The 16,887-nt window shown below is 72.1% G+C and carries 17 protein-coding genes and 2 pseudogenes; 11 read left to right on the top strand and 8 right to left on the bottom strand.

Annotated features, from left to right (window positions below; genetic code table 11):
• Position 1: 1 nt before the first annotated feature.
• Positions 2 to 805 carry a peroxide stress protein YaaA gene (gene yaaA, locus H5397_RS09620; protein ID WP_182816971.1) on the bottom strand — a complete coding sequence of 268 codons (804 nt, stop codon included), beginning with the start codon at positions 803 to 805 and terminating at the stop codon, positions 2 to 4.
• 38 nt (positions 806 to 843) lie between these two features.
• Between yaaA and H5397_RS09615 the strand changes: the two genes are divergently transcribed.
• Complete coding sequence (locus tag H5397_RS09615) at positions 844 to 1,275, top strand: NUDIX domain-containing protein (RefSeq protein ID WP_208091077.1); 432 nt, start codon at positions 844 to 846, stop codon at positions 1,273 to 1,275.
• Positions 1,276 to 1,290: 15 nt separating this feature from the next.
• Here the strand turns inward: H5397_RS09615 and H5397_RS09610 are convergent, their stop codons facing one another.
• From H5397_RS09610 to H5397_RS09600, 3 genes and pseudogenes are all read right to left on the bottom strand, one after another.
• Positions 1,291 to 2,025, bottom strand: coding sequence for a DUF3152 domain-containing protein (locus H5397_RS09610; protein ID WP_182816969.1), 735 nt, complete (start codon positions 2,023 to 2,025; stop codon positions 1,291 to 1,293).
• Positions 2,026 to 2,057: 32 nt separating this feature from the next.
• A pseudogene (locus tag H5397_RS09605) lies at positions 2,058 to 2,687 on the bottom strand (carbohydrate ABC transporter permease); the annotation flags it as partial.
• 185 nt (positions 2,688 to 2,872) lie between these two features.
• The gene (locus H5397_RS09600; RefSeq protein WP_182816966.1) at positions 2,873 to 4,006 is read right to left on the bottom strand and encodes an ROK family transcriptional regulator; all 1,134 of its coding nucleotides are present in this window, start codon (positions 4,004 to 4,006) and stop codon (positions 2,873 to 2,875) included.
• 119 nt (positions 4,007 to 4,125) lie between these two features.
• Between H5397_RS09600 and H5397_RS09595 the strand changes: the two are divergent.
• The 4 genes and pseudogenes from H5397_RS09595 (at position 4,126) to H5397_RS09580 (ending at position 8,521) form a co-directional block, all read left to right on the top strand.
• Positions 4,126 to 5,421: pseudogene (locus H5397_RS09595) on the top strand (phosphoglucomutase/phosphomannomutase family protein).
• A 3-nt stretch (positions 5,422 to 5,424) separates the two neighbouring features.
• Positions 5,425 to 6,234 (top strand): nucleotidyltransferase family protein, encoded by an 810-nt coding sequence (locus H5397_RS09590; RefSeq protein WP_182816964.1) that lies wholly within the window; start codon positions 5,425 to 5,427, stop codon positions 6,232 to 6,234.
• Complete coding sequence (locus H5397_RS09585) at positions 6,231 to 7,499, top strand: galactokinase family protein (RefSeq protein WP_182816962.1); 1,269 nt, start codon at positions 6,231 to 6,233, stop codon at positions 7,497 to 7,499. Before H5397_RS09590 ends, H5397_RS09585 begins: the two co-directional genes overlap by 4 nt.
• Positions 7,496 to 8,521, top strand: coding sequence for a ketopantoate reductase family protein (locus H5397_RS09580; protein ID WP_182816960.1), 1,026 nt, complete (start codon positions 7,496 to 7,498; stop codon positions 8,519 to 8,521). The genes H5397_RS09585 and H5397_RS09580 overlap by 4 nt, the downstream gene beginning before the upstream one ends.
• Here H5397_RS09580 and H5397_RS09575 read toward each other — a convergent pair whose 3' ends face one another.
• On the bottom strand, positions 8,522 to 9,547 hold the full coding sequence (locus H5397_RS09575) for a Gfo/Idh/MocA family protein (protein WP_182816958.1): 1,026 nt from the start codon (positions 9,545 to 9,547) through the stop codon (positions 8,522 to 8,524). It lies immediately after the preceding gene.
• 110 nt (positions 9,548 to 9,657) lie between these two features.
• On the opposite strand from H5397_RS09575, the gene H5397_RS09570 reads away from it, so the two are divergent.
• Positions 9,658 to 10,107 carry a hypothetical protein gene (locus tag H5397_RS09570; RefSeq protein WP_182816955.1) on the top strand — a complete coding sequence of 150 codons (450 nt, stop codon included), beginning with the start codon at positions 9,658 to 9,660 and terminating at the stop codon, positions 10,105 to 10,107.
• A 34-nt stretch (positions 10,108 to 10,141) separates the two neighbouring features.
• Positions 10,142 to 10,522: an ankyrin repeat domain-containing protein gene (locus H5397_RS09565; RefSeq protein WP_182816954.1), complete on the top strand. Its 381-nt coding sequence runs from the start codon at positions 10,142 to 10,144 to the stop codon at positions 10,520 to 10,522.
• Between the two features lie 129 nt (positions 10,523 to 10,651).
• Here the strand turns inward: H5397_RS09565 and H5397_RS09560 are convergent, their stop codons facing one another.
• The 3 genes from H5397_RS09560 to H5397_RS09550 all read right to left on the bottom strand — a co-directional run bounded on the left by H5397_RS09560 (position 10,652) and on the right by H5397_RS09550 (position 12,256).
• Entirely contained in the window at positions 10,652 to 11,059 is a 408-nt protein-coding gene (locus H5397_RS09560) for a hypothetical protein (protein ID WP_182816952.1), read from the bottom strand.
• A 130-nt stretch (positions 11,060 to 11,189) separates the two neighbouring features.
• On the bottom strand, positions 11,190 to 11,897 hold the full coding sequence (locus H5397_RS09555; protein WP_182816950.1) for an LrgB family protein: 708 nt from the start codon (positions 11,895 to 11,897) through the stop codon (positions 11,190 to 11,192).
• Positions 11,897 to 12,256: a CidA/LrgA family protein gene (locus H5397_RS09550; RefSeq protein WP_182816948.1), complete on the bottom strand. Its 360-nt coding sequence runs from the start codon at positions 12,254 to 12,256 to the stop codon at positions 11,897 to 11,899. Before H5397_RS09550 ends, H5397_RS09555 begins: the two co-directional genes overlap by 1 nt.
• A 119-nt stretch (positions 12,257 to 12,375) precedes the next feature.
• On the opposite strand from H5397_RS09550, the gene H5397_RS09545 reads away from it, so the two are divergent.
• Genes H5397_RS09545 through H5397_RS09530 form a run of 4 tightly spaced genes read left to right on the top strand, consistent with a single transcriptional unit; the run spans position 12,376 to position 16,883 of the window.
• Positions 12,376 to 13,179: a DUF4097 family beta strand repeat-containing protein gene (locus H5397_RS09545; protein WP_182816946.1), complete on the top strand. Its 804-nt coding sequence runs from the start codon at positions 12,376 to 12,378 to the stop codon at positions 13,177 to 13,179.
• A gap of 22 nt (positions 13,180 to 13,201) precedes the next feature.
• Positions 13,202 to 13,939 (top strand): cytochrome b5 domain-containing protein, encoded by a 738-nt coding sequence (locus H5397_RS09540; RefSeq protein ID WP_182816944.1) that lies wholly within the window; start codon positions 13,202 to 13,204, stop codon positions 13,937 to 13,939.
• Between the two features lie 18 nt (positions 13,940 to 13,957).
• On the top strand, positions 13,958 to 15,637 hold the full coding sequence (locus H5397_RS09535) for a glutamine--tRNA ligase/YqeY domain fusion protein (protein WP_182816943.1): 1,680 nt from the start codon (positions 13,958 to 13,960) through the stop codon (positions 15,635 to 15,637).
• Positions 15,638 to 15,683: 46 nt separating this feature from the next.
• On the top strand, positions 15,684 to 16,883 hold the full coding sequence (locus tag H5397_RS09530) for an MFS transporter (protein ID WP_182816941.1): 1,200 nt from the start codon (positions 15,684 to 15,686) through the stop codon (positions 16,881 to 16,883).
• Positions 16,884 to 16,887 lie beyond the last annotated feature (4 nt).

The raw sequence follows: 16,887 nt of genomic DNA, 5'->3' as shown, positions 1-16,887 counted from the left end.
ATCAGGCCCCCGCCGGCACCGGCCTGTCCTCGAACGACCGCACGAACACCGGCACGTCGGGCGTGGAGGCCGCCTTGTCGTAGCGGTACCCGTCCGCGTCGAACCCGGTCAGCGCCGACGCCGTCCGCACGCGGTTGCGCACCAGCCAGCCCGCCATCGTGCCGCGGGCCCGCTTGGCGTAGAAAGAGACGATCTTGCGGGTGCCCCGCGCGTCGGTGTCCTCGAACCGGGGGGCGACGATGCGAGCCCCGAGCACCTCGGGCCGCACCGCCTTGAAGTACTCGTCCGAGGCCAGGTTGACCACCACGTCGGCGCCGGGCGACTCGGCCAGGTCGTCCCGCAGCACCTCCGAGATCCGGTCACCCCACCACGCGTACAGCGACGCCCCGCGCCCCGTCCTCAGCCGCGTCCCCATCTCCAGCCGGTAGGGCTGCATCAGGTCGAGCGGGCGCAGCACGCCGTAGAGCCCCGACAGGATCCGGACGGTCTTCTGCGCCTCGGTGAAGTCCCGCTCACCGAAGGCCGGGGCGTCCAGGCCCTGGTAGACGTCGCCGTCGAACGCGAGCACCGCCTGCTTGGCGTTCTTCGTCGTGAACGGCGGCGCGAAGTCGGCGTAGCGCTGGGCGTTGAGCGCGGCGAGGTCGTCGGAGATGTGCATGAGCGACGCGATCTCGGACGCCGGCAGCTCGCGCAGCACGTCGATGAGTTCCGAGCTCTGCGCGAGCAGGCGCGGCTCGGTGTGCTTGCGAGTGGCGGGCTTGGTCTCGTAGTCCAGCGACTTCGCCGGGGACAGCAGCGTGATCACGCCCCGAGGCTAGCCGAGCGGGCGCTACTGTCGCCTGCGTGCACTTCACCGAGTACCACGTCCGGATCGCCGGCTACGGCGTGATCACCGACGGCGACCGCATCCTGCTGGCCTGGTACAACGGCGAGCAGGGCAAGGCCGACCCGGGCTGGAGCCTGCCCGGCGGTGGCATCGAGTTCGACGAGCCCCTGTCGGCGGGCGTCGTCCGCGAGGTGCTGGAGGAGACCGGCTACACCGTCGAGCTCGGCCCGCTCCTGGCCGAGGACCACCTCACCTGGCCCGCCCGGCCGGACCGCGCGCCCATCCGCGCCCAGCGGTTCCTGTTCGCGGCGACCATCACCGGCGGCGAGCTCGGCACCCTCGAGGAGGAGGGCACGACCGACTTCGCGCGCTGGGTGCCCATGGCCGCCCTGGCCGACCAGCCGCTGGCCGACATCGTCATGCTGGCCCTGCGGGCCCTCGGCCGCTGACCGGACGCCGCGGGCTCAGTCGGCGTCGCGCGGCCAGGCGTTGGGCACGCACCCGCCGAGGTCGATGCTCTGCTGCATCATGACCGGCGCCGTTGCCCCCGCCTTCGGGCAGGCGACGTGCCCCTGGCCCAGGAAGTGCCCGACCTCGTGGTTGACGAGGTAAGCCCGGTACGTGCCGAGGTCGTCGTAGGTGGGCGTCATGTACTTCCACCGGTCGGAGTTCAGCACGACGTTCTTGCCGTTGCGGCAGTTCCACTTGCCGCCGGTCTCCAGCGGGGCGCACAGCTCGTCGGTGGTGTCGGGCGAGGTCACGTAGATCACCAGCTCGGCGGCGTCGACGTCGGCGACCAACTGGAACGTGCGCTTGCCGTAGCCGGCCCAGCCGCGCTCGTCGTCGAAGGTGGCCTGCACCTCGCGGGCGACCTCGTCGGGGTCGAGCTCGGTGGTGTCCTCCACGTTCACCACGTACGGCACGACGGTGGGCGCGGTGATGCCCGGCTCGAGCGTGATCGTGTTGGTCAGGTAGGCGCCCGACGCCACCGTGTTGGACGTCCAGACCTCCTGCCGCGCGATCTCGGGGATCTCGGGCGTCGGGCTGGGCGACGGGGACTTCGCGGCCGGGGCCGGCGCGTACTCCTCGGGCGCGCGCTGCGCCATCCACCCCCACAGCATGGCCAGCACGGCAAGGATCACCGCGAAGACGAGCCACCAGACCCGGTACGGCTGGGGTCGGGACGGGCTCGCTGGCATGTCCCTCACCCTAGGCGATGGGCCCGACACTCCTACTTGACCGCGCCGGAGGTCAGGCCGGCCTGCCAGTAGCGCTGCAGCGTGATGAACAGCACGATCAGCGGCAGCACGCCGAGCAGCGCGCCCTGCAGCACGGCGCCGTACTCGGGGTTGAAGTAGCTCATCATCCCGTACAGGCCGACCGTGACCGGCTTGAGCTCGGTCGAGGTGACCATCATCAGCGGCAGCAGGAAGTTGTTCCAGGGCGCGACGAAGATGAACAGGAAGATCGTCACCATCGCCGGCGCCAGCAGGCGCAGCACGATCAGGAAGAACACCCGCAGCTCGGACGCCCCGTCGAGCCGGGCGGCCTCGAGCAGTTCGTCGGGCACCGAGGCCTCGACGTAGATGCGGCCGAGGAACACGCCGAACGGCGACACGCACGACGGGATGATGACCGCCCACGGGGTGTTGACCAGCCCCATCGAGTGGAACATCTGGTACAGCGGCACCGTCATCAGCGCCACCGGGAACAGCAGCCCCGCCAGGACCATGCCCTGCACGACGACGCCACCCGGCGTCCGGAACTTGCTCAGGCCGTACCCCGCCGCGACCGACACCAGGGTGCCGACCACCCCGGCGACCAGCGAGTAGAACACCGAGTTGCCGACCCAGCGCCACCGTCGTCCCCGTGATCGTGCTGTTCGGCTTCATCGAGAAGCGCCTCATCGGTGGCCTCACCGCCGGCGCGGTGAAGTAACCGCCGCGGCGAAGCGGGAGGCTGAACACGGGCTCTCGGTACACGAAACTCAAGCCCTCGGCGCAGAAAACCCAAGCCCTGGTCGTGCCTCCCGCTTCGCCGCGGCGCTCAGGCCAGCAGGGCCGCCCGCTCCAGGGGTGGGAGGGGGCCCTCGGAGTCGAGCAGCGTCTTCCAGAGGCGCTCCCGGGCCAGGTGGACCGCGCCCCGCGCGGTGACGTACTCGTCGAGCTCGCCCACAGCCACGTCGGGCGGGGTCTGCAGGCGGCGGTCCAGCTCGTCGCGGACCTCGTCCAGCACGGGCCGGATCACGGGACCCAGCGCCCCACCGAGCACCAGCAGTTCGGGGTCTACCAGACCGGCCGCGAACGCGACCTGCGGCACGATGTCGAGCACGAACCGCTGCGCCCCGGCCACGGCGACCGGGTCCCCCGCGACCGCGGCGACCAGCGCGCGGCCCTGGGCGTCGGCGTCGCCGCCGGCCTCGACCCAGTCGTACCCACCGGATGCCGGCAACAGCTCGTTCAGGGACAGCTCCCCCGCCGAGCCGTGGGCCCCGCGGTACAGCTGGCCGGCGAGCAGCAGCGCCAGCGAGGGGCGGCGTCCGAGGTGCACGTAGAGCACGTCGCGGCGGCCGAGGGCAGCGCCCTCGACCCGCTCGGCCCACAGCGCGGCCTTGGTGTCGTGCAACGTCATCACCGCACCCGGCAAGACCGAGCCGAGCACCTCGGCCGGGCGCCGGCCCACGAAGTCGGCCATCGCGATCGACCGGTCGAGCCGGTCGGAGTGGTCGAGCGCGCCCGAGACGGCGAGCCCGGTCATCCAGACCCCGCTCACGTCGACCGGCGCCAGCAACTCCACCAGCGCGGCCCGCGTGGCCTCCACACCAGGAACGCCCTGCTCGATCGACACCTCGCCGAGCACCACGACGGAGCCCGAACCGGCGTCCAGCACCCCGCGGACGCGGTGGCCGCCGACGTCGAGCCCGAGCAGCCCCACGGGCGGCGTCGCCAGCCGGAACATGCTGGCCGGGCGCCCCACGCTGCCGCTGCTCTGCGCCTCGGGCACCACCCAGTGCTTGGTGACGAGCCCGCGCAGCACCTCGCGCGTGGATGCCGTGCTCAGCCCGACCTGCTCGGCCACCTGGGCGACCCGCACGGTCCCCGCGTCGCGGAGGGCGGTGATGACGGCGCGCTCGTTCCACTGGCGGACCGACGACGGGTCGGCGCTCGACGGCTGGCGCACGCGGTCACCTCCTCGGACGCACGCGGTGGGCAACATGCGCAGCCTACCGATCAGCACCCTCCCGGCGAGAGTTTGGTGGGACTCTTTCCAAATAGCGCGGGAGCGGCTAGCCTGAACCCATGATCCAGTTCGGAACGGGCGGCTGGCGCGCCATCATCGGTGACGGCTTCACCAAGGCCAACGTCCGCCTCCTCATCCAGGGCCTCTGCGACCGCATGGCCGCCGAGGGCGTCACCGAGCGCGGCGTGGTGGTCGGCTTCGACCGCCGCTTCCTGTCGCTGGAGGCCGCCCAGTGGGCGTGCGAGGTCTTCGCGGGCAACGGCGTCCCGGTCACGTTCATCGGACGCCCCGCGCCCACGCCCATGTTCATGTGGACCGTGCGCAACAAGAACACCCCCTACGGCATCGCCGTGACCGCCTCGCACAACCCGGCCCTCTACAACGGGATCAAGGTCTTCACCGAGGGCGGCCGCGACGCCGAGGCCGAGGTGACCAACGAACTCATGGCCCACACCGGCACCTCCACATCGTGCTCGACCCGATGTTCGGCGTCGCCCAGACCAGCCTGCAGACGATCCTGCACACCGCCCGCTACCAGGTCGACGTCATCAACGACCGCCACGACACCCTGTTCGGCGGGCGGATGCCCTCCCCGAGCCAGGGAACGCTCGAGCACCTGCGCCAGACCGGCCTCGAGCGCAAGGCCGACCTCGGCATCGCCACCGACGGCGACGCCGACCGGCTGGGCATCATCGACGACACCGGCCAGTTCCTGCACCCCAACCAGATCCTCGTGCTGCTCTACGAGTACCTGCTCACCGGCAAGGGTTGGACGGGCCCGGCCGTCCGTAACATGTCCACCACCCACCTGCTCGACCGCGTCGCAGCCGCGCACGGCGAGGAGTGCCACGAGGTCCCGGTCGGGTTCAAGTGGATCTCTGCCAAGATGGCCGAGACGGACGCCGTGATCGGCGGTGAGTCCTCCGGCGGCCTCACGGTGCGGGGCCACATCGCCGGCAAGGACGGCATCTACGCCCGGCTCGCTCCTGGTCGAGATGGTGGCCGCCTCCGGCAAGAAGCTCTCCGAGCTGTGGGCCGACATCGAGTCCCGCTACGGCAAGCTCGAGATGGTCGAGAACGCCTACTCCTTCACCCCCGAGCGCCGCGCAGAGCTGCAGGCCTGCGTGTTCGTCCACCAGGACCTGCCCGACTTCGCCGAGGTCCACGGCAGCTGGGCGGTCGACCGCGTCACATGGGACGACGGCGCCAAGATCTACTTCACCAACGGCGGCTGGGCCACGATCCGCTTCTCGGGCACCGAGCCCGTGCTGCGCGTCTTCGCCGAGATGGAGCACCTCGAGGACGCCGAGGCCGTCGCCGCCACCATCGCCGACCACCTGGGCCTGGAGGGCTGAACCATGGCAACGAACAAGGCCGTCGTGATGGCGCGCGGGCTGGGCTCGCGCATGAAGAAGGACGCGGACGCGTCGCTCACCCCCGACCAGGCCGCGGCCGCGGCGTCCGGGGCGAAGGCGATGATGCCGCTGGGCGGGCGCCCGTTCCTGGACCACTCGCTGAGCCGCCTCGCCGACGCGGGCCTCACCGAGGTGTGCCTGGTGATCGGCCCCGAGCACACGGGCGTGCGTGACTACTACGACTCCCTCGACCTCGAGCGCCTCGAGATCTTCTACGCGGTGCAGGACGAGCCGAACGGCACCGCCGACGCCGTCGCGTCGGCCGAGTGGTTCGCCGGCGCCGACCAGGTGGTCGTGATCAACGGCGACAACCTGTACCCGACCGAGGCGCTGGCCGCGCTCGCGGCGTCCGACGGCTCGGCGACGATCGGCTTCACCCCGGCCGGGCTGGTGGCGAACTCGAACATCCCCGCCGACCGGATGACCGCCTTCGCCAGCCTGACCGCCGACGAGTCCGGCGCGCTCGTCGAGATCGTCGAGAAGCCGACCCCCGAGCAGCTCGCCGCGCTCGGCGAGGACCGCCTCGTCTCCATGAACTGCTGGCTGTTCACCCCGGCCGTGTTCGACGCGTGCCGCGAGATCATGCCGTCCGCGCGCGGCGAGCTCGAGATCGTGGACGCCGTGCGCCTCCTCGTCTCCGACGGCGAGCGGTTCGCGGTACTCCCGTCCAGCGAGGGCGTGCTCGACCTGTCCTCGCGCGGCGACGTCGCTTCGGTGGCCTCGCTGCTGGCCGACTCCGAGGTCCGCCTATGAGTGCCCCGACCGCCGACCCGCTCCGCACCGCCGTGACGCGCGCCAGCTGGCGCGTGCCGGGCCGCATCGAGGTCTTCGGCAAGCACACCGACTACGCCGGCGGGAACGTGCTCGTCTGCGCCGCCAGCCAGGCCGTCACCGCGGTCGCCCGCCCGCTCACGAACCGGGACGCCGCGGGCGTGGGCCTGCTCGCCCGCTCGGCCGCGTTCGACGGGCACCTCGCGCTGGTGCCGGACACCGACCCCGGCCTGCCCCCCGGGCACTGGGGCCGCTACGTCACCACCGCCTGGAACCGCCTGCGCGCCAACTTCGGCGAGCTCCCCGCCGCCGAGCTGACCTTCTCCTCCGACCTGCCGCTGGCCTCGGGTATGAGCTCCTCCTCGGCACTCGTCGCCGCCTCGGCGCTGGCCCTGGCCGACCTGGCCGGGCTCCGCGACGGCGAGCTGTGGGCGTCCGAGCTCGGGGATGACCGGCTGGCCTGGGCGTCCTACCTCGCGTCGGTCGAGAACGGCTCGACGTTCCGCTCGCTGGAGGGGCAGGCCGGCGTCGGCACGCGCGGCGGCTCCGAGGACCACACCGGCATGCTGTGCTCCCTGCCCGGCCGGCTGGGCCAGTTCGGGTTCGACCCGGTCGCGCACCACCGGCACGTGCCCCTGCCCGACGACTACGTCTTCGTCATCGCCGTCAGCGGCGTGAGCGCCGAGAAGACCGGCGCCGCGCTGGCCGACTACAACCGCGCCTCCTACGCGATCGCCGCCTCGCTCGCCCGCTGGAACGAGGCCACCGGCCGCGCCGACCGCTCGCTGGCCGCCGCCGTGCGCTCGGCCCCCGACGCCGTGGCGCGGCTGATGGCCGCCGTCGGTGACGAGGCGCTGCGCACGCGCGTGGACCACTTCGTGCAGGAGTCCGAGCTCTTCGTGCCCGCCGCCGCCGACGCCCTCGAGCGCGGCGACCTGGCCGGCTTCGGCGCGGTCTCGGCCGACTCGCAGCTCCTCGCCGAGGCGCTGCTGGGCAACCAGGTTCCCGAGACGGTCGCCCTCGCGGCGTCGGCCCGCCAGCTGGGGGCTGCTGCGGCCTCGGCCTTCGGCGCGGGCTTCGGCGGCTCGGTGTGGGCGCTGGTCCCACGAGCCGACGCCGAGGGCTTCGCCGCGGCCTGGCTCGAGCGCTACACCCGCGACTTCCCGGCGCGGGCGGCCACGGCGTCAGCGATCGTCACCGAGGCTGACCGGGCGGCGGAGCCCGTGGTGAGTAGGGTGTCCGTGTGAGGTTCCTCTTCCTGGGCGCGGGCGCGATCGGCACGTACATCGGTGGGTCGCTGGCAGCCTCGGGAACCGAGGTCGCGTTCGTCGAGCAGCCCGGCCCCGCCGAGCAGATCGCGCGCGACGGGCTGACGGTGGAGGCGGTGTCCGGCACGAAGGTGGTGCGCGACGTGACCGTGTACACCGACGCGGCCGCCGCCCTGGACGCCGGCCCCTGGGACGTCGCCGTCTTCGCCCTGAAGTCCTTCGACACCGCCGAGGCGGTCGAGCAGCTGCTCGCCACCGGGCGCCCCGTGCCGACGATCCTCTCCCTGCAGAACGGCGTCGACAACGAGCCCACGATCGCGGCCCGCCTCGGCGCCGACCGCGTGATCGCCGGCACCGTCACCACCGCCATCGCCAAGCCCGGCGTCGGCCACGTCGTCGAGGAGACCCACCGCGGCGTCGGCATCGCGCTCGGCCACCCGCTCGCGGGCCGCCTCGTCGAGGCCCTGGACGCTGCGGGCCTCTCCGCGCAGGCCTTCGACGCCGCGGGCCCGATGAAGTGGTCGAAGCTGCTCACCAACCTGCAGGGGTCGGCGGTCTCGGCGATCCTCGACCTGCCCGTCGGCGAGGTGTTCGCCGACAAGCGCCTGCACGCGGTCGAGACCGCCTCGCTGCGCGAGTGCCTGGCCGTCATGCGCGCGCAGGGCTTCGCGCCGGTCGACCTGCCCGGGACGCCGGTGCGGCTCCTCGCCTTCGCCGTCGAGCGCCTGCCCAAGCCGGTCACCCGCCCGATCTTCACCCGCCTGCTGGGCGGGTCACGCGGCCACAAGATGCCGTCGCTGCACATCGACCTCCACGCCGGACGCCGCCGCTCCGAGGTGGGCTACCTCCACGGGGCCGTCGTGCGCCACGGCGCGGCCGTGGGCGTCCCGACCCCGGTCAACGCGGTGCTGACCTCGGTGCTCGAGGGACTGACCGCCGGCACCGAGGACATCGAGGCCTTCCGCAAGCGCCCCGAGGCCCTGCTCGCACGCTTGCGCTGACTACTCCCCCGGGTACCGGACGCCGACCAGCGCCCGGATCTCATCGAGGGTCTCCATGATCGCGACCGTCTCGTCCAGCGGGAGCAGCGGCGACTCAGTCGCGCCCTCGGCTACCAACTGCGCGAGGTGGGCTGCCTCGTGGCACAGCCCGAGGTGCCCCTGGATCGCCGGCGGCTCGGACTCATGCACCTCCCCCGATCGCGTCACGAGGCGCACCACGCCCGGGACGTAGAACGGCCCACCCAGCTCGATCCGCGCCTCGGAACCACTGACCAAGGCGACGGTGGGCGTCCGGGCGGCAAGGGTGGTCGAGACCAGCGCGTGGGCCCCCGAGTCGTACGTGAACACCGCCGAGACCTGCCGGTCGACCCCGGTCTCGGTGAGGGTGCCCCGCGCCCCGACCGACCCCGGCGCACCGAGGACGAACGAGGCGAACGAGATCGGGTAGATGCCGAGGTCGAGCAAGGCCCCACCCGCCAGACCGGGTGCGAACAGCCGTGACGCCGGGTCCACCGCGAACCACTGCCCGTGGTCGGCGGTCACCGTCTCGACCTGGCCCAACGCCCCCGACGCCAGCAGCTGGCGCACCACATCCATCGACGGCAGAAACCGCGTCCACATCGCCTCGACGCAGGCGACGCCGGCGGTGCGGGCGGCGTCCACGACCTCGCGGGCCTCGGCGGCGTTGCGGGTGAAGGCCTTCTCGACCAACACGTGCTTGCCCGCCTCGATCGCCAGCAGCGCATGGTCGCGGTGGTGCGAGTGGGGGGAGGCGACGTAGATCGCGTCGACGTCGGGATCATCGACGAGCGCCTCGTACGAGCAATAGGCCCGGTCGATGCCGAACCGGTCGGCGAACGCCTGGGCCCGCTCGGGTGAGCGCGACCCCACGGCCACGACGCGCTGGCGGGTGAACCGGTGCAGGGCCTCGACCATCGCCGCGGCGATGCCGCCGGGCGCGAGCACGCCCCACCGCAGCGGCGGGGCGTCGGCCGGGTCGGGCGTGCGGGGTGTGGGCAGGCGCATGACGTCAGCATGGCATGCCGGTGGGGAGTGCTCCCCATTGCGCGGGTCGGGGGCCTTCCGTAGGATTTTGGTTGGCACCCCCGCCACCCCCTCACCCCCAAGGAGAAGACATGTCCCTTCGCATGCGCATCACCCGGTTCGCCCTGATCGCGGCCGGCGGCCTCGCCCTGCTCGCCCCGACCGTCACCGACGCCCACGCCGCCTTCGACCGTTCTCCGGTGGGCACCAGCGTCGGTACGTCGTGCTCGGGCGCCAAGACCACGTACAACTACCCCAGCGGTGCTCCCTTCAAGCTCGAGGTCTACTACAGCACGTCCTCGGGCGGCACCAACTGCGTCAAGCTCATCAACAACAGCGGGAAGACCACCTCCATGCGCGTGAAGCTCGAGGTGCCCGCCAACAACTACGCGTACGCCCAGGACACCGGCTCCTACCGCTACTACGCCGGTGCCGTCCGGGTGCACAACACGTCGGGCAAGTGCATCAACGTGTGGAGCGATGTGACCCACAACGGTCGCTACTACAAGCTCAACCTCGTGCAGGCGCACTGCGGGCGCTGATCACCCCGGGGTCGGGGCCGTCTAGGCTGCCTGCATGACTGAGGTTCCCGACGGCTCCGACCCCGTTGCGCTCGCCAACTGGCTGTTCGACCTGGCCCGCGCCGGCGACGCCGACCGCTTGGCCGCCTACGTGGACGCCGGCGCCCCCGTCGACCTGACCGACGCCGACGGGAACACGCTGCTCATGCTGGGCGCCTACCACGACCAGGTCGCGGTCGTCCGGGCGCTCGTCGAACGTGGAGCCGACCCGAACGCCCTCAACGGGCGCGGTCAGTCACCCCTGGCGGGCGCGGTGTTCAAGCAGGCCGACGAGGTCATCGGCGCGCTCGTCGAGGCGGGCGCCGACCCTGACGCCGGGACGCCCTCGGCTCGCCAGACCGCCCTCATGTTCGGGCGCGCGGACCTCTTCGGCTGAGGGTTCGCCCATGGATGTCGTGCGCAGTCCTGCCGCGGCAGCTGGCGTCGCCGAATGTGTCCTGCCAGACGCACGCCATGGCGGGCATCCGACAGGCCTCATCTGACGGACACCCCCCAACAGCCACCCCTAGCGCGACCCCGGGCCCAGCCGCGGCATCACGAACCGCTCGATCGCGCCGAACAACGCCGCGAACGGCGCCAGCGACCCTGCCGCCGCCCCCGCCCGCGCCGGCAGCACCCCGCGCGCCACGAGACGGGCCCCGATGCGCGCGAACAACCCGATCGCCGCCGGCGCCGGGCGGATGAACAGCGTCACCTCCGCGATCAACCCGTCGTCGCCCAGGCGCAGCCACTGGATCTCCTCCAGGCTGCGACCCCGCAAGGTGTTGGCCCCATGCACCACCCAGTCGGGCCCCGACCCGGTCACGGCCACGATCTCGATGTCGCGCAGCAGGTCGAAGGCCGCGGCGAAGACCTGGGCGACCTCGCGGCGTCCGATGAAGACGAAGGCGTCGGTCAGCGGCGACCGGAGCACTCAGGTGGGCGACAGCTGGGCCTCCAACGCGTCCAGCTGCAACGAACGGTCGGCCTCGACCCACGCAGCGATCGCGGGCGGCAGCTCGGGGGGTGTGCGCATGCGCCCATCCTGCCGGACCGACCCCTTCCTACGGCACCAACCAGGTGATGATCACCGACACGGCGAGACCGGTCAGCCCCATCGCCAGCCCCGAGAACGCGCCTTGGGTCTGGCCCTCCTGGAACGCCCGCGACGTGCCGACCCCGTGCGAGGCCACGCCCATCGCCAGGCCCCGCGCCCGCGGGTCGCGCACGCCGACCAGGTCCAGGACCTTCGGCCCGATCTCCGCCCCCGACAGCCCCGCCACCATCACGAACAGCACCGCCAGCGGCGCCAACCCGCCCACCTGCTCGGCCAGCGCCATCGCGATGGGTGTGGTCGACGACTTCGGGGCCATGGACGCCGCCAGCTCGGCCGATCCGCCCAACAGCACCGTCACCCAGTAGCCCGACAGCACCGAGAAGAACGCGCCGACCAGCACGGCCCCGAGCACCATGGGCGCGGCCTCCTTCACGTGCGAGGCCTGCCGGTGCAGTGGCAATGCCAACGCCACGGTCGCCGGCCCGAGCAGGAACGTCAGGATCCCCGCCCCCGACGCGTACGCCGCGTAGTCGAGGCGCAACACCACCAGCACCACGCAGATGAGCGCCGACGCGACCAGCAGCGGCGTGAGCAGCGGGTTGCGCCCCGACTTCTCCCACAGCTTGTCGGAGGCCCAGTACAGCCCCACCGTCAGGGTCAGGGCGAGCAGCGGCGAGGTCGACAGCCACTCCCACGTCGCGGTCAGGTTCTCCATCACGCGGCCTCCCTCTTCGGACGCCGCGGGCGCAGCCAGACCGCCACCCAGGCCACGAGCACAAAGGTCAACAGCCACGTGCCGAAGGACGCGACCAGCGCGGGCACCCACTGGGAGGCGATCTGCGGCCCGTACACGACGACGCCGACGGTGGTGGGCACGAACATGATCGGCAGGTAGCGCACCAGGACGTCGGCGGCGTGCACCGTCGAGCTGCCTTCCCGCGGCTTGCGCCACCGCAACCAGACGAAGAACAGCACCATGCCGATGACGGGCCCGGGGATCGGCAGGCCCGTCGCCCGCACGAACACCTCACCCACCAGCTGCAACGCCAGGATAAGCGCGAGTCCACCAAGCATGACCGCCAGTCTCGCACCGGTTGTGTCCCTGACCCGACCCCGATCATCGCCGCGGACGTCACCACCCCGGCGTCCGGTGTGGTTGGGTGGTCGGACAGCCCCCACCGAAGGACCCCGCCATGAGCGATCTCGTGCCCAGGACCGCAACCCACCGCGCCATCGTCACCACGGCCTGGGCCGCCGCCGGGGTGGTCGCCGTCAGTAGCGTCGCGATGGGTTGGGGCGCCCTGGGCGGCGCCGGTGGCGTCCTCAACACCGCAACCCGGGGCGAGCGCACCACCGAGGTGCTGGACGCCGTGACCTCGGTCGCCGTGACCACCGACGCCGTGGACGTCCACGTCCGCTACGACGGCGTCGACCGCCCCCGCCTCGTGGAGCGTGACCTCCCCGAGGGTGGGCTGAGCTACCGCGTCACGGACGGGCAGCTCGTCGTCGAGCTCACCGACCAACCCGGCTGGCGGTGGTTCTCGAGCGAACAGCTCACGATCGTGCTCCCCCGGTCGATGGAGGGCAGCACCCCCGACGTCACCCTGCGTACAACGACGGCGTCCCTCGAGGTGGACGGCAGGTTCGGCATCGTCGACCTGCAGGCCGAGACGGGTTCGATCGAAGTCGACGGCACATTCGAGAAGGTCACCGGACGCACGTCGACCGGCAGCATCGACGTCCGCGGCGGCGCCACCGAGGTGAACGCCGCGACGTCCACCGGGTCCGTGGACGTCCACATCGAGGGCGCCCAACCCCGCGCCGTCACCGCCCAGACGGGCACAGGCTCGGTCGACATCGCCGTGCCCCGGGGTGCGTATGCGGTCGACGCCCGCCCCGGCACAGGGTCGGCCGACGTCGAGGTGGCCCAGGACTCGTCCTCACCCCACCGGATCACGGCCGTGACCGGCACGGGTTCGATCGACATCACGGACTGACCGCGCGCCTAGAGTTGGCGGCATGATCCCGCTGGACACCTCGATCCTCGGCCTGCCCCTGCACCCGTTGGTCGTCCACCTCGTGGTCGTGGCGCTGCCGGTCGGCGCCCTCGCGACGATCGCCGCCGTGGTGTCGCCCCCTGTCAGAGCCCGGTTCGGCACGCTGGCGGTGGCGACGCTCACGATCGGCGCGCTCGCCGCCGGCGTGGCGAAGCTCTCGGGGGAGGACCTCGCCCAAACCGTCATCCGTCCCGAGGCGCACGAACGGTTCGGCAACGCCACGCTGGTCGTGGCCCTCGTCACCGCGGCGCTGGCCTGGGTGTGGTGGTGGCTCGAGCGCCGCCGGGAGCAGGCCCCACCGGGCACGAGCGGCTTCGGCGCGATGGCCACCGGCGGGCTGGTCGCCACGGCGTCGATCGCGGTCGCCGTCCTGGTCGCGCTGACCGGCCACTCCGGCGCGCAGGCGACGTGGACGTCCCGTCTCGCCACCCCGAACGCAACCCCCGGCCAGGCCGCACCCACGGCGTCCACGATCACGATGGAGGAGGTGGCCCGGCACAACTCGGCCGACTCGTGCTGGGCTGTGGTCGAGGGGGGCGTCTACGACCTGACCCAGTGGATCGACCTGCACCCCGGCGGACGCCAGCGCATCCTGGACCTGTGCGGGACCGACGCGACGGGCAAGTTCGAGCTGCAGCACAGCCGCAACCCGCGCTCGAACGCGCAGCTGGAGCGGCTGAAGATCGGGGAGCTCGGCTGAGTCGATAGGCTCTCCCGCATGACCGAAGCACCTGTGGGATCCGACTTCATCCGCGACCAGATTCGTCGCGACAACGAGGCAGGGACCTACGGCGGGCGCGTCCAGACCCGGTTCCCCCCCGAGCCGAACGGCTACCTGCACATCGGCCACGCGAAGGCGATCGTCACCGACTTCGGCATCGCCGAGGACTTCGACGGCGTGTGCAACCTGCGCCTGGACGACACCAACCCCGAGTCCGAGGACGTGGAGTACGTCGAGGAGATCAAGTCCGACATCGCGTGGCTCGGCTACACCCCGGGCATCACCGTGCACGCCTCCGACTACTTCGAGCAGCTGTACGCGTGGGCCGAGTATCTCGTCGAGCAGGGCAAGGCGTACGTCGACGACCAGGACGCCGAGACAATCTCGGCGCAGAAGGGCGGCTTCGGCACCCCCGGGGTCGAGTCGCCCTACCGCGACCGCACGCCGGAGGAGAACCTCGACCTGCTGCGCCGCATGCGCGCGGGCGAGTTCGCGGACGGCGAGCGCGTGCTGCGCGCGAAGATCGACATGGCGTCCGACGACATGTGGCTGCGCGACCCGGTGATGTACCGCATCCGGCACGCCCACCACCACAACACCGGCGACGCGTGGGTCATCTACCCGACCTACGACTGGGCGCACGGGCAGTCCGACGCGATCGAGGGCGTCACGCACTCGCTGTGCTCGCTCGAGTTCGAGAGCCACCGCCCCCTGTACGACTGGTTCCTGGCCCAGCTGCCGCTGGAGGGTGCCGCGCCGAAGCAGCGCGAGTTCGCCCGCCTGGAACTGACCCACACCGTCACCTCGAAGCGCCGCCTGCGCACGCTGGTCGAGGAGGGGGTCGTCGACGGCTGGGATGACCCGCGCATGCCCACCCTGTCCGGCCTGCGCCGCCGCGGCTACCCGGCCTCGGCGATCGTGGCCTTCTGCGAGGCCACCGGCGTCACCAAGACCAACTCGCGCAAGGCGATCGAGGAGCTCGAGGCGTTCGTGCGCCGCGACCTCAACCTGTCCGCCCAGCGCCGTATGGCCGTGCTGCGCCCCCTCAAGCTGGTGCTCACCAACTGGCCGACGGACGCCGCGGGCGCACCCGTCGTCGAGCACTTCGAGGTGGCCAACAACCCCGAGAACCCCGAGGACGGCACGCGTCAGGTGGCCTTCTCCGGCGAGCTGTGGATCGAGTCCGACGACTTCGCCGAGGTGCCCCCGCCGAAGTTCTTCCGGCTCTCCCCCGGGCGCGAGGTGCGCCTGCGTGGCGCGTTCTTCGTCACCGCGACCGACGTCGTCAAGGACGACGCGGGCGAGGTCGTCCAGGTCAACGCCACCTACGACCCCGCGTCGCGGGGCGGCAACTCCCCCGACGGCCGCAAGGTGAAGTCGACGATGCACTGGGTCTCGGCCGCGCACGCCACCCCGCTGCAGGTTGCGCTGTACGAGCGGCTGTTCACGACCGAGGTGCCCGGGGCGGCGACCGGTGAGGCCCTCGACGACCTCAACCCCGCCAGCCGCGAGGTGCTGTCGGGCTGGGGCGAGGCGGCCCTCGCCGACGTCGAGTCGGGCCAGGTCGTGCAGTTCGAGCGCCTGGGCTACTTCGCCGCGGACCCCGACACCGCCGGCCTGTTCCACCGCACGGTGGGGCTGCGCGACGAGTGGGCCTCGATCCAGAAGCGGGGCTGATCGTTGATGTTTTCGTCACGGAGAGAAGTGTCCTAGCCTGAACCCCGTGCCCACGACCTTCCACCCGGTGCGCGCCCGGGCCGGGATCTCGTTGATGTTCTTCACCAACGGCTTCCTCGTCGCGAACCTGCTGCCCCGCTACCCGGAGGTGAAGCAGGCCTTCGACCTGTCCAACACCGAGTTCGGTGTCGTCGTCGCGATGATGGCCCTGGGCTCGATGGTCGCGTCCTGGCTGCCGGCGCCCCTGATCCGCCGCTTCGGCGCCGGCCCGGTCGCCTTCTTCGGCACGGTGGGCATCGCCGCGGCGGTCACCACGATCGGCTTCGCGCCGCACGTGTTCCTCGTGGCGGCGGCGATGGCCGTCTCGGGCTTCTCCGACGCCGTCACCGACACCGCCCAGAACGTGCACGGCCTCCTGGTCGAGGACTCCTACGGCAAGTCGATCATCAACTCCCTCCACGCCCTGTGGAGCCTGGGTGCCCTCGCCGGTGGGGCGTCCGGCTCGCTGGCGGCCACCCAGCGCGTGCCCCTGGGCTGGCACCTGCTGGCCGCCTGCGTGGTCGGGGTGGTGCTGGCCGGTATCGCCATGCTGATGGCCCGCCTGCCCGATCACGTCGTGCGCCGTGCGGCCGAGTCCACCGAGCGCCCCGAGTCGACGCGCCTCACGCGCGCCATGTGGCTGCTCCTGCTGCCGCTCGGCCTGCTCACCATCGTGGGCATCCTGCCCGAGGAGGCCGCCATGAACTGGGGCGCCCTCTACCTCGTCCAGGTCATCGACACCCCCTTCGGGGTCGCGGGCCTCGCGTTCGTCGCGATGATCGCTGCGCAGACCGTCGGGCGCCTCCTCGGCGACCCGGCCACCGACCGCTGGGGCTCGGTGGCGGTCATGCGGACCGGCGGCGTCCTCATCGCGCTGGGTGGCGTGCTCATCGTGGGCTTCCCGGTGCTGCCGGTCGTGCTGACGGGGTTCGCGCTGATCGGCTTCGGCTGCGCGACCGTCGTGCCCGCCGCCTACGCCGCGGCCGGACGCCTCCCCGGCCTGCCCGAGGGCGCCGGTGTCGCGATCGCCAGCTGGTTGCTGCGGATGGGCTTCCTCGCCGCCCCGCCGCTGGTGGGCTTCATCGCCGACCAGACCAGCCTGCGCGTGGGCCTCGGGATCCTCGTCGTCTCGGGCGTCGCGGTGTTCGCCCTGGCCCACCGGGTGCGCCCGGTGGCGGCCACCCCCGCCCCCGCCACGGCCTCCTGAGCAC

The sequence above is a fragment of the Propioniciclava sp. MC1683 genome, assembly GCF_014164675.1.
GTDB lineage: Bacteria > Actinomycetota > Actinomycetes > Propionibacteriales > Propionibacteriaceae > Propioniciclava.
The sequence above is the reverse complement of the archived record's forward strand: the minus strand, read 5'-3'. Positions and strand labels throughout refer to the sequence as shown.

Bases quoted from the DNA above. Each gene is read 5' to 3' on its own strand.
- H5397_RS09570 (WP_182816955.1), top strand. From the start codon at position 9,658: ATGTCCCTTCGCATGCGCATCACCCGGTTCGCCCTGATCGCGGCCGGC.
- H5397_RS09535 (WP_182816943.1), top strand. From the start codon at position 13,958: ATGACCGAAGCACCTGTGGGATCCGACTTCATCCGCGACCAGATTCGT.
- H5397_RS09540 (WP_182816944.1), top strand. From the start codon at position 13,202: ATGATCCCGCTGGACACCTCGATCCTCGGCCTGCCCCTGCACCCGTTG.
- H5397_RS09610 (WP_182816969.1), bottom strand. From the start codon at position 2,025: ATGCCAGCGAGCCCGTCCCGACCCCAGCCGTACCGGGTCTGGTGGCTC.
- H5397_RS09550 (WP_182816948.1), bottom strand. From the start codon at position 12,256: ATGCTTGGTGGACTCGCGCTTATCCTGGCGTTGCAGCTGGTGGGTGAG.
- H5397_RS09590 (WP_182816964.1), top strand. From the start codon at position 5,425: ATGGCAACGAACAAGGCCGTCGTGATGGCGCGCGGGCTGGGCTCGCGC.
- H5397_RS09555 (WP_182816950.1), bottom strand. From the start codon at position 11,897: ATGGAGAACCTGACCGCGACGTGGGAGTGGCTGTCGACCTCGCCGCTG.
- H5397_RS09565 (WP_182816954.1), top strand. From the start codon at position 10,142: ATGACTGAGGTTCCCGACGGCTCCGACCCCGTTGCGCTCGCCAACTGG.
- H5397_RS09575 (WP_182816958.1), bottom strand. From the start codon at position 9,547: ATGCGCCTGCCCACACCCCGCACGCCCGACCCGGCCGACGCCCCGCCG.
- H5397_RS09585 (WP_182816962.1), top strand. From the start codon at position 6,231: ATGAGTGCCCCGACCGCCGACCCGCTCCGCACCGCCGTGACGCGCGCC.
- H5397_RS09545 (WP_182816946.1), top strand. From the start codon at position 12,376: ATGAGCGATCTCGTGCCCAGGACCGCAACCCACCGCGCCATCGTCACC.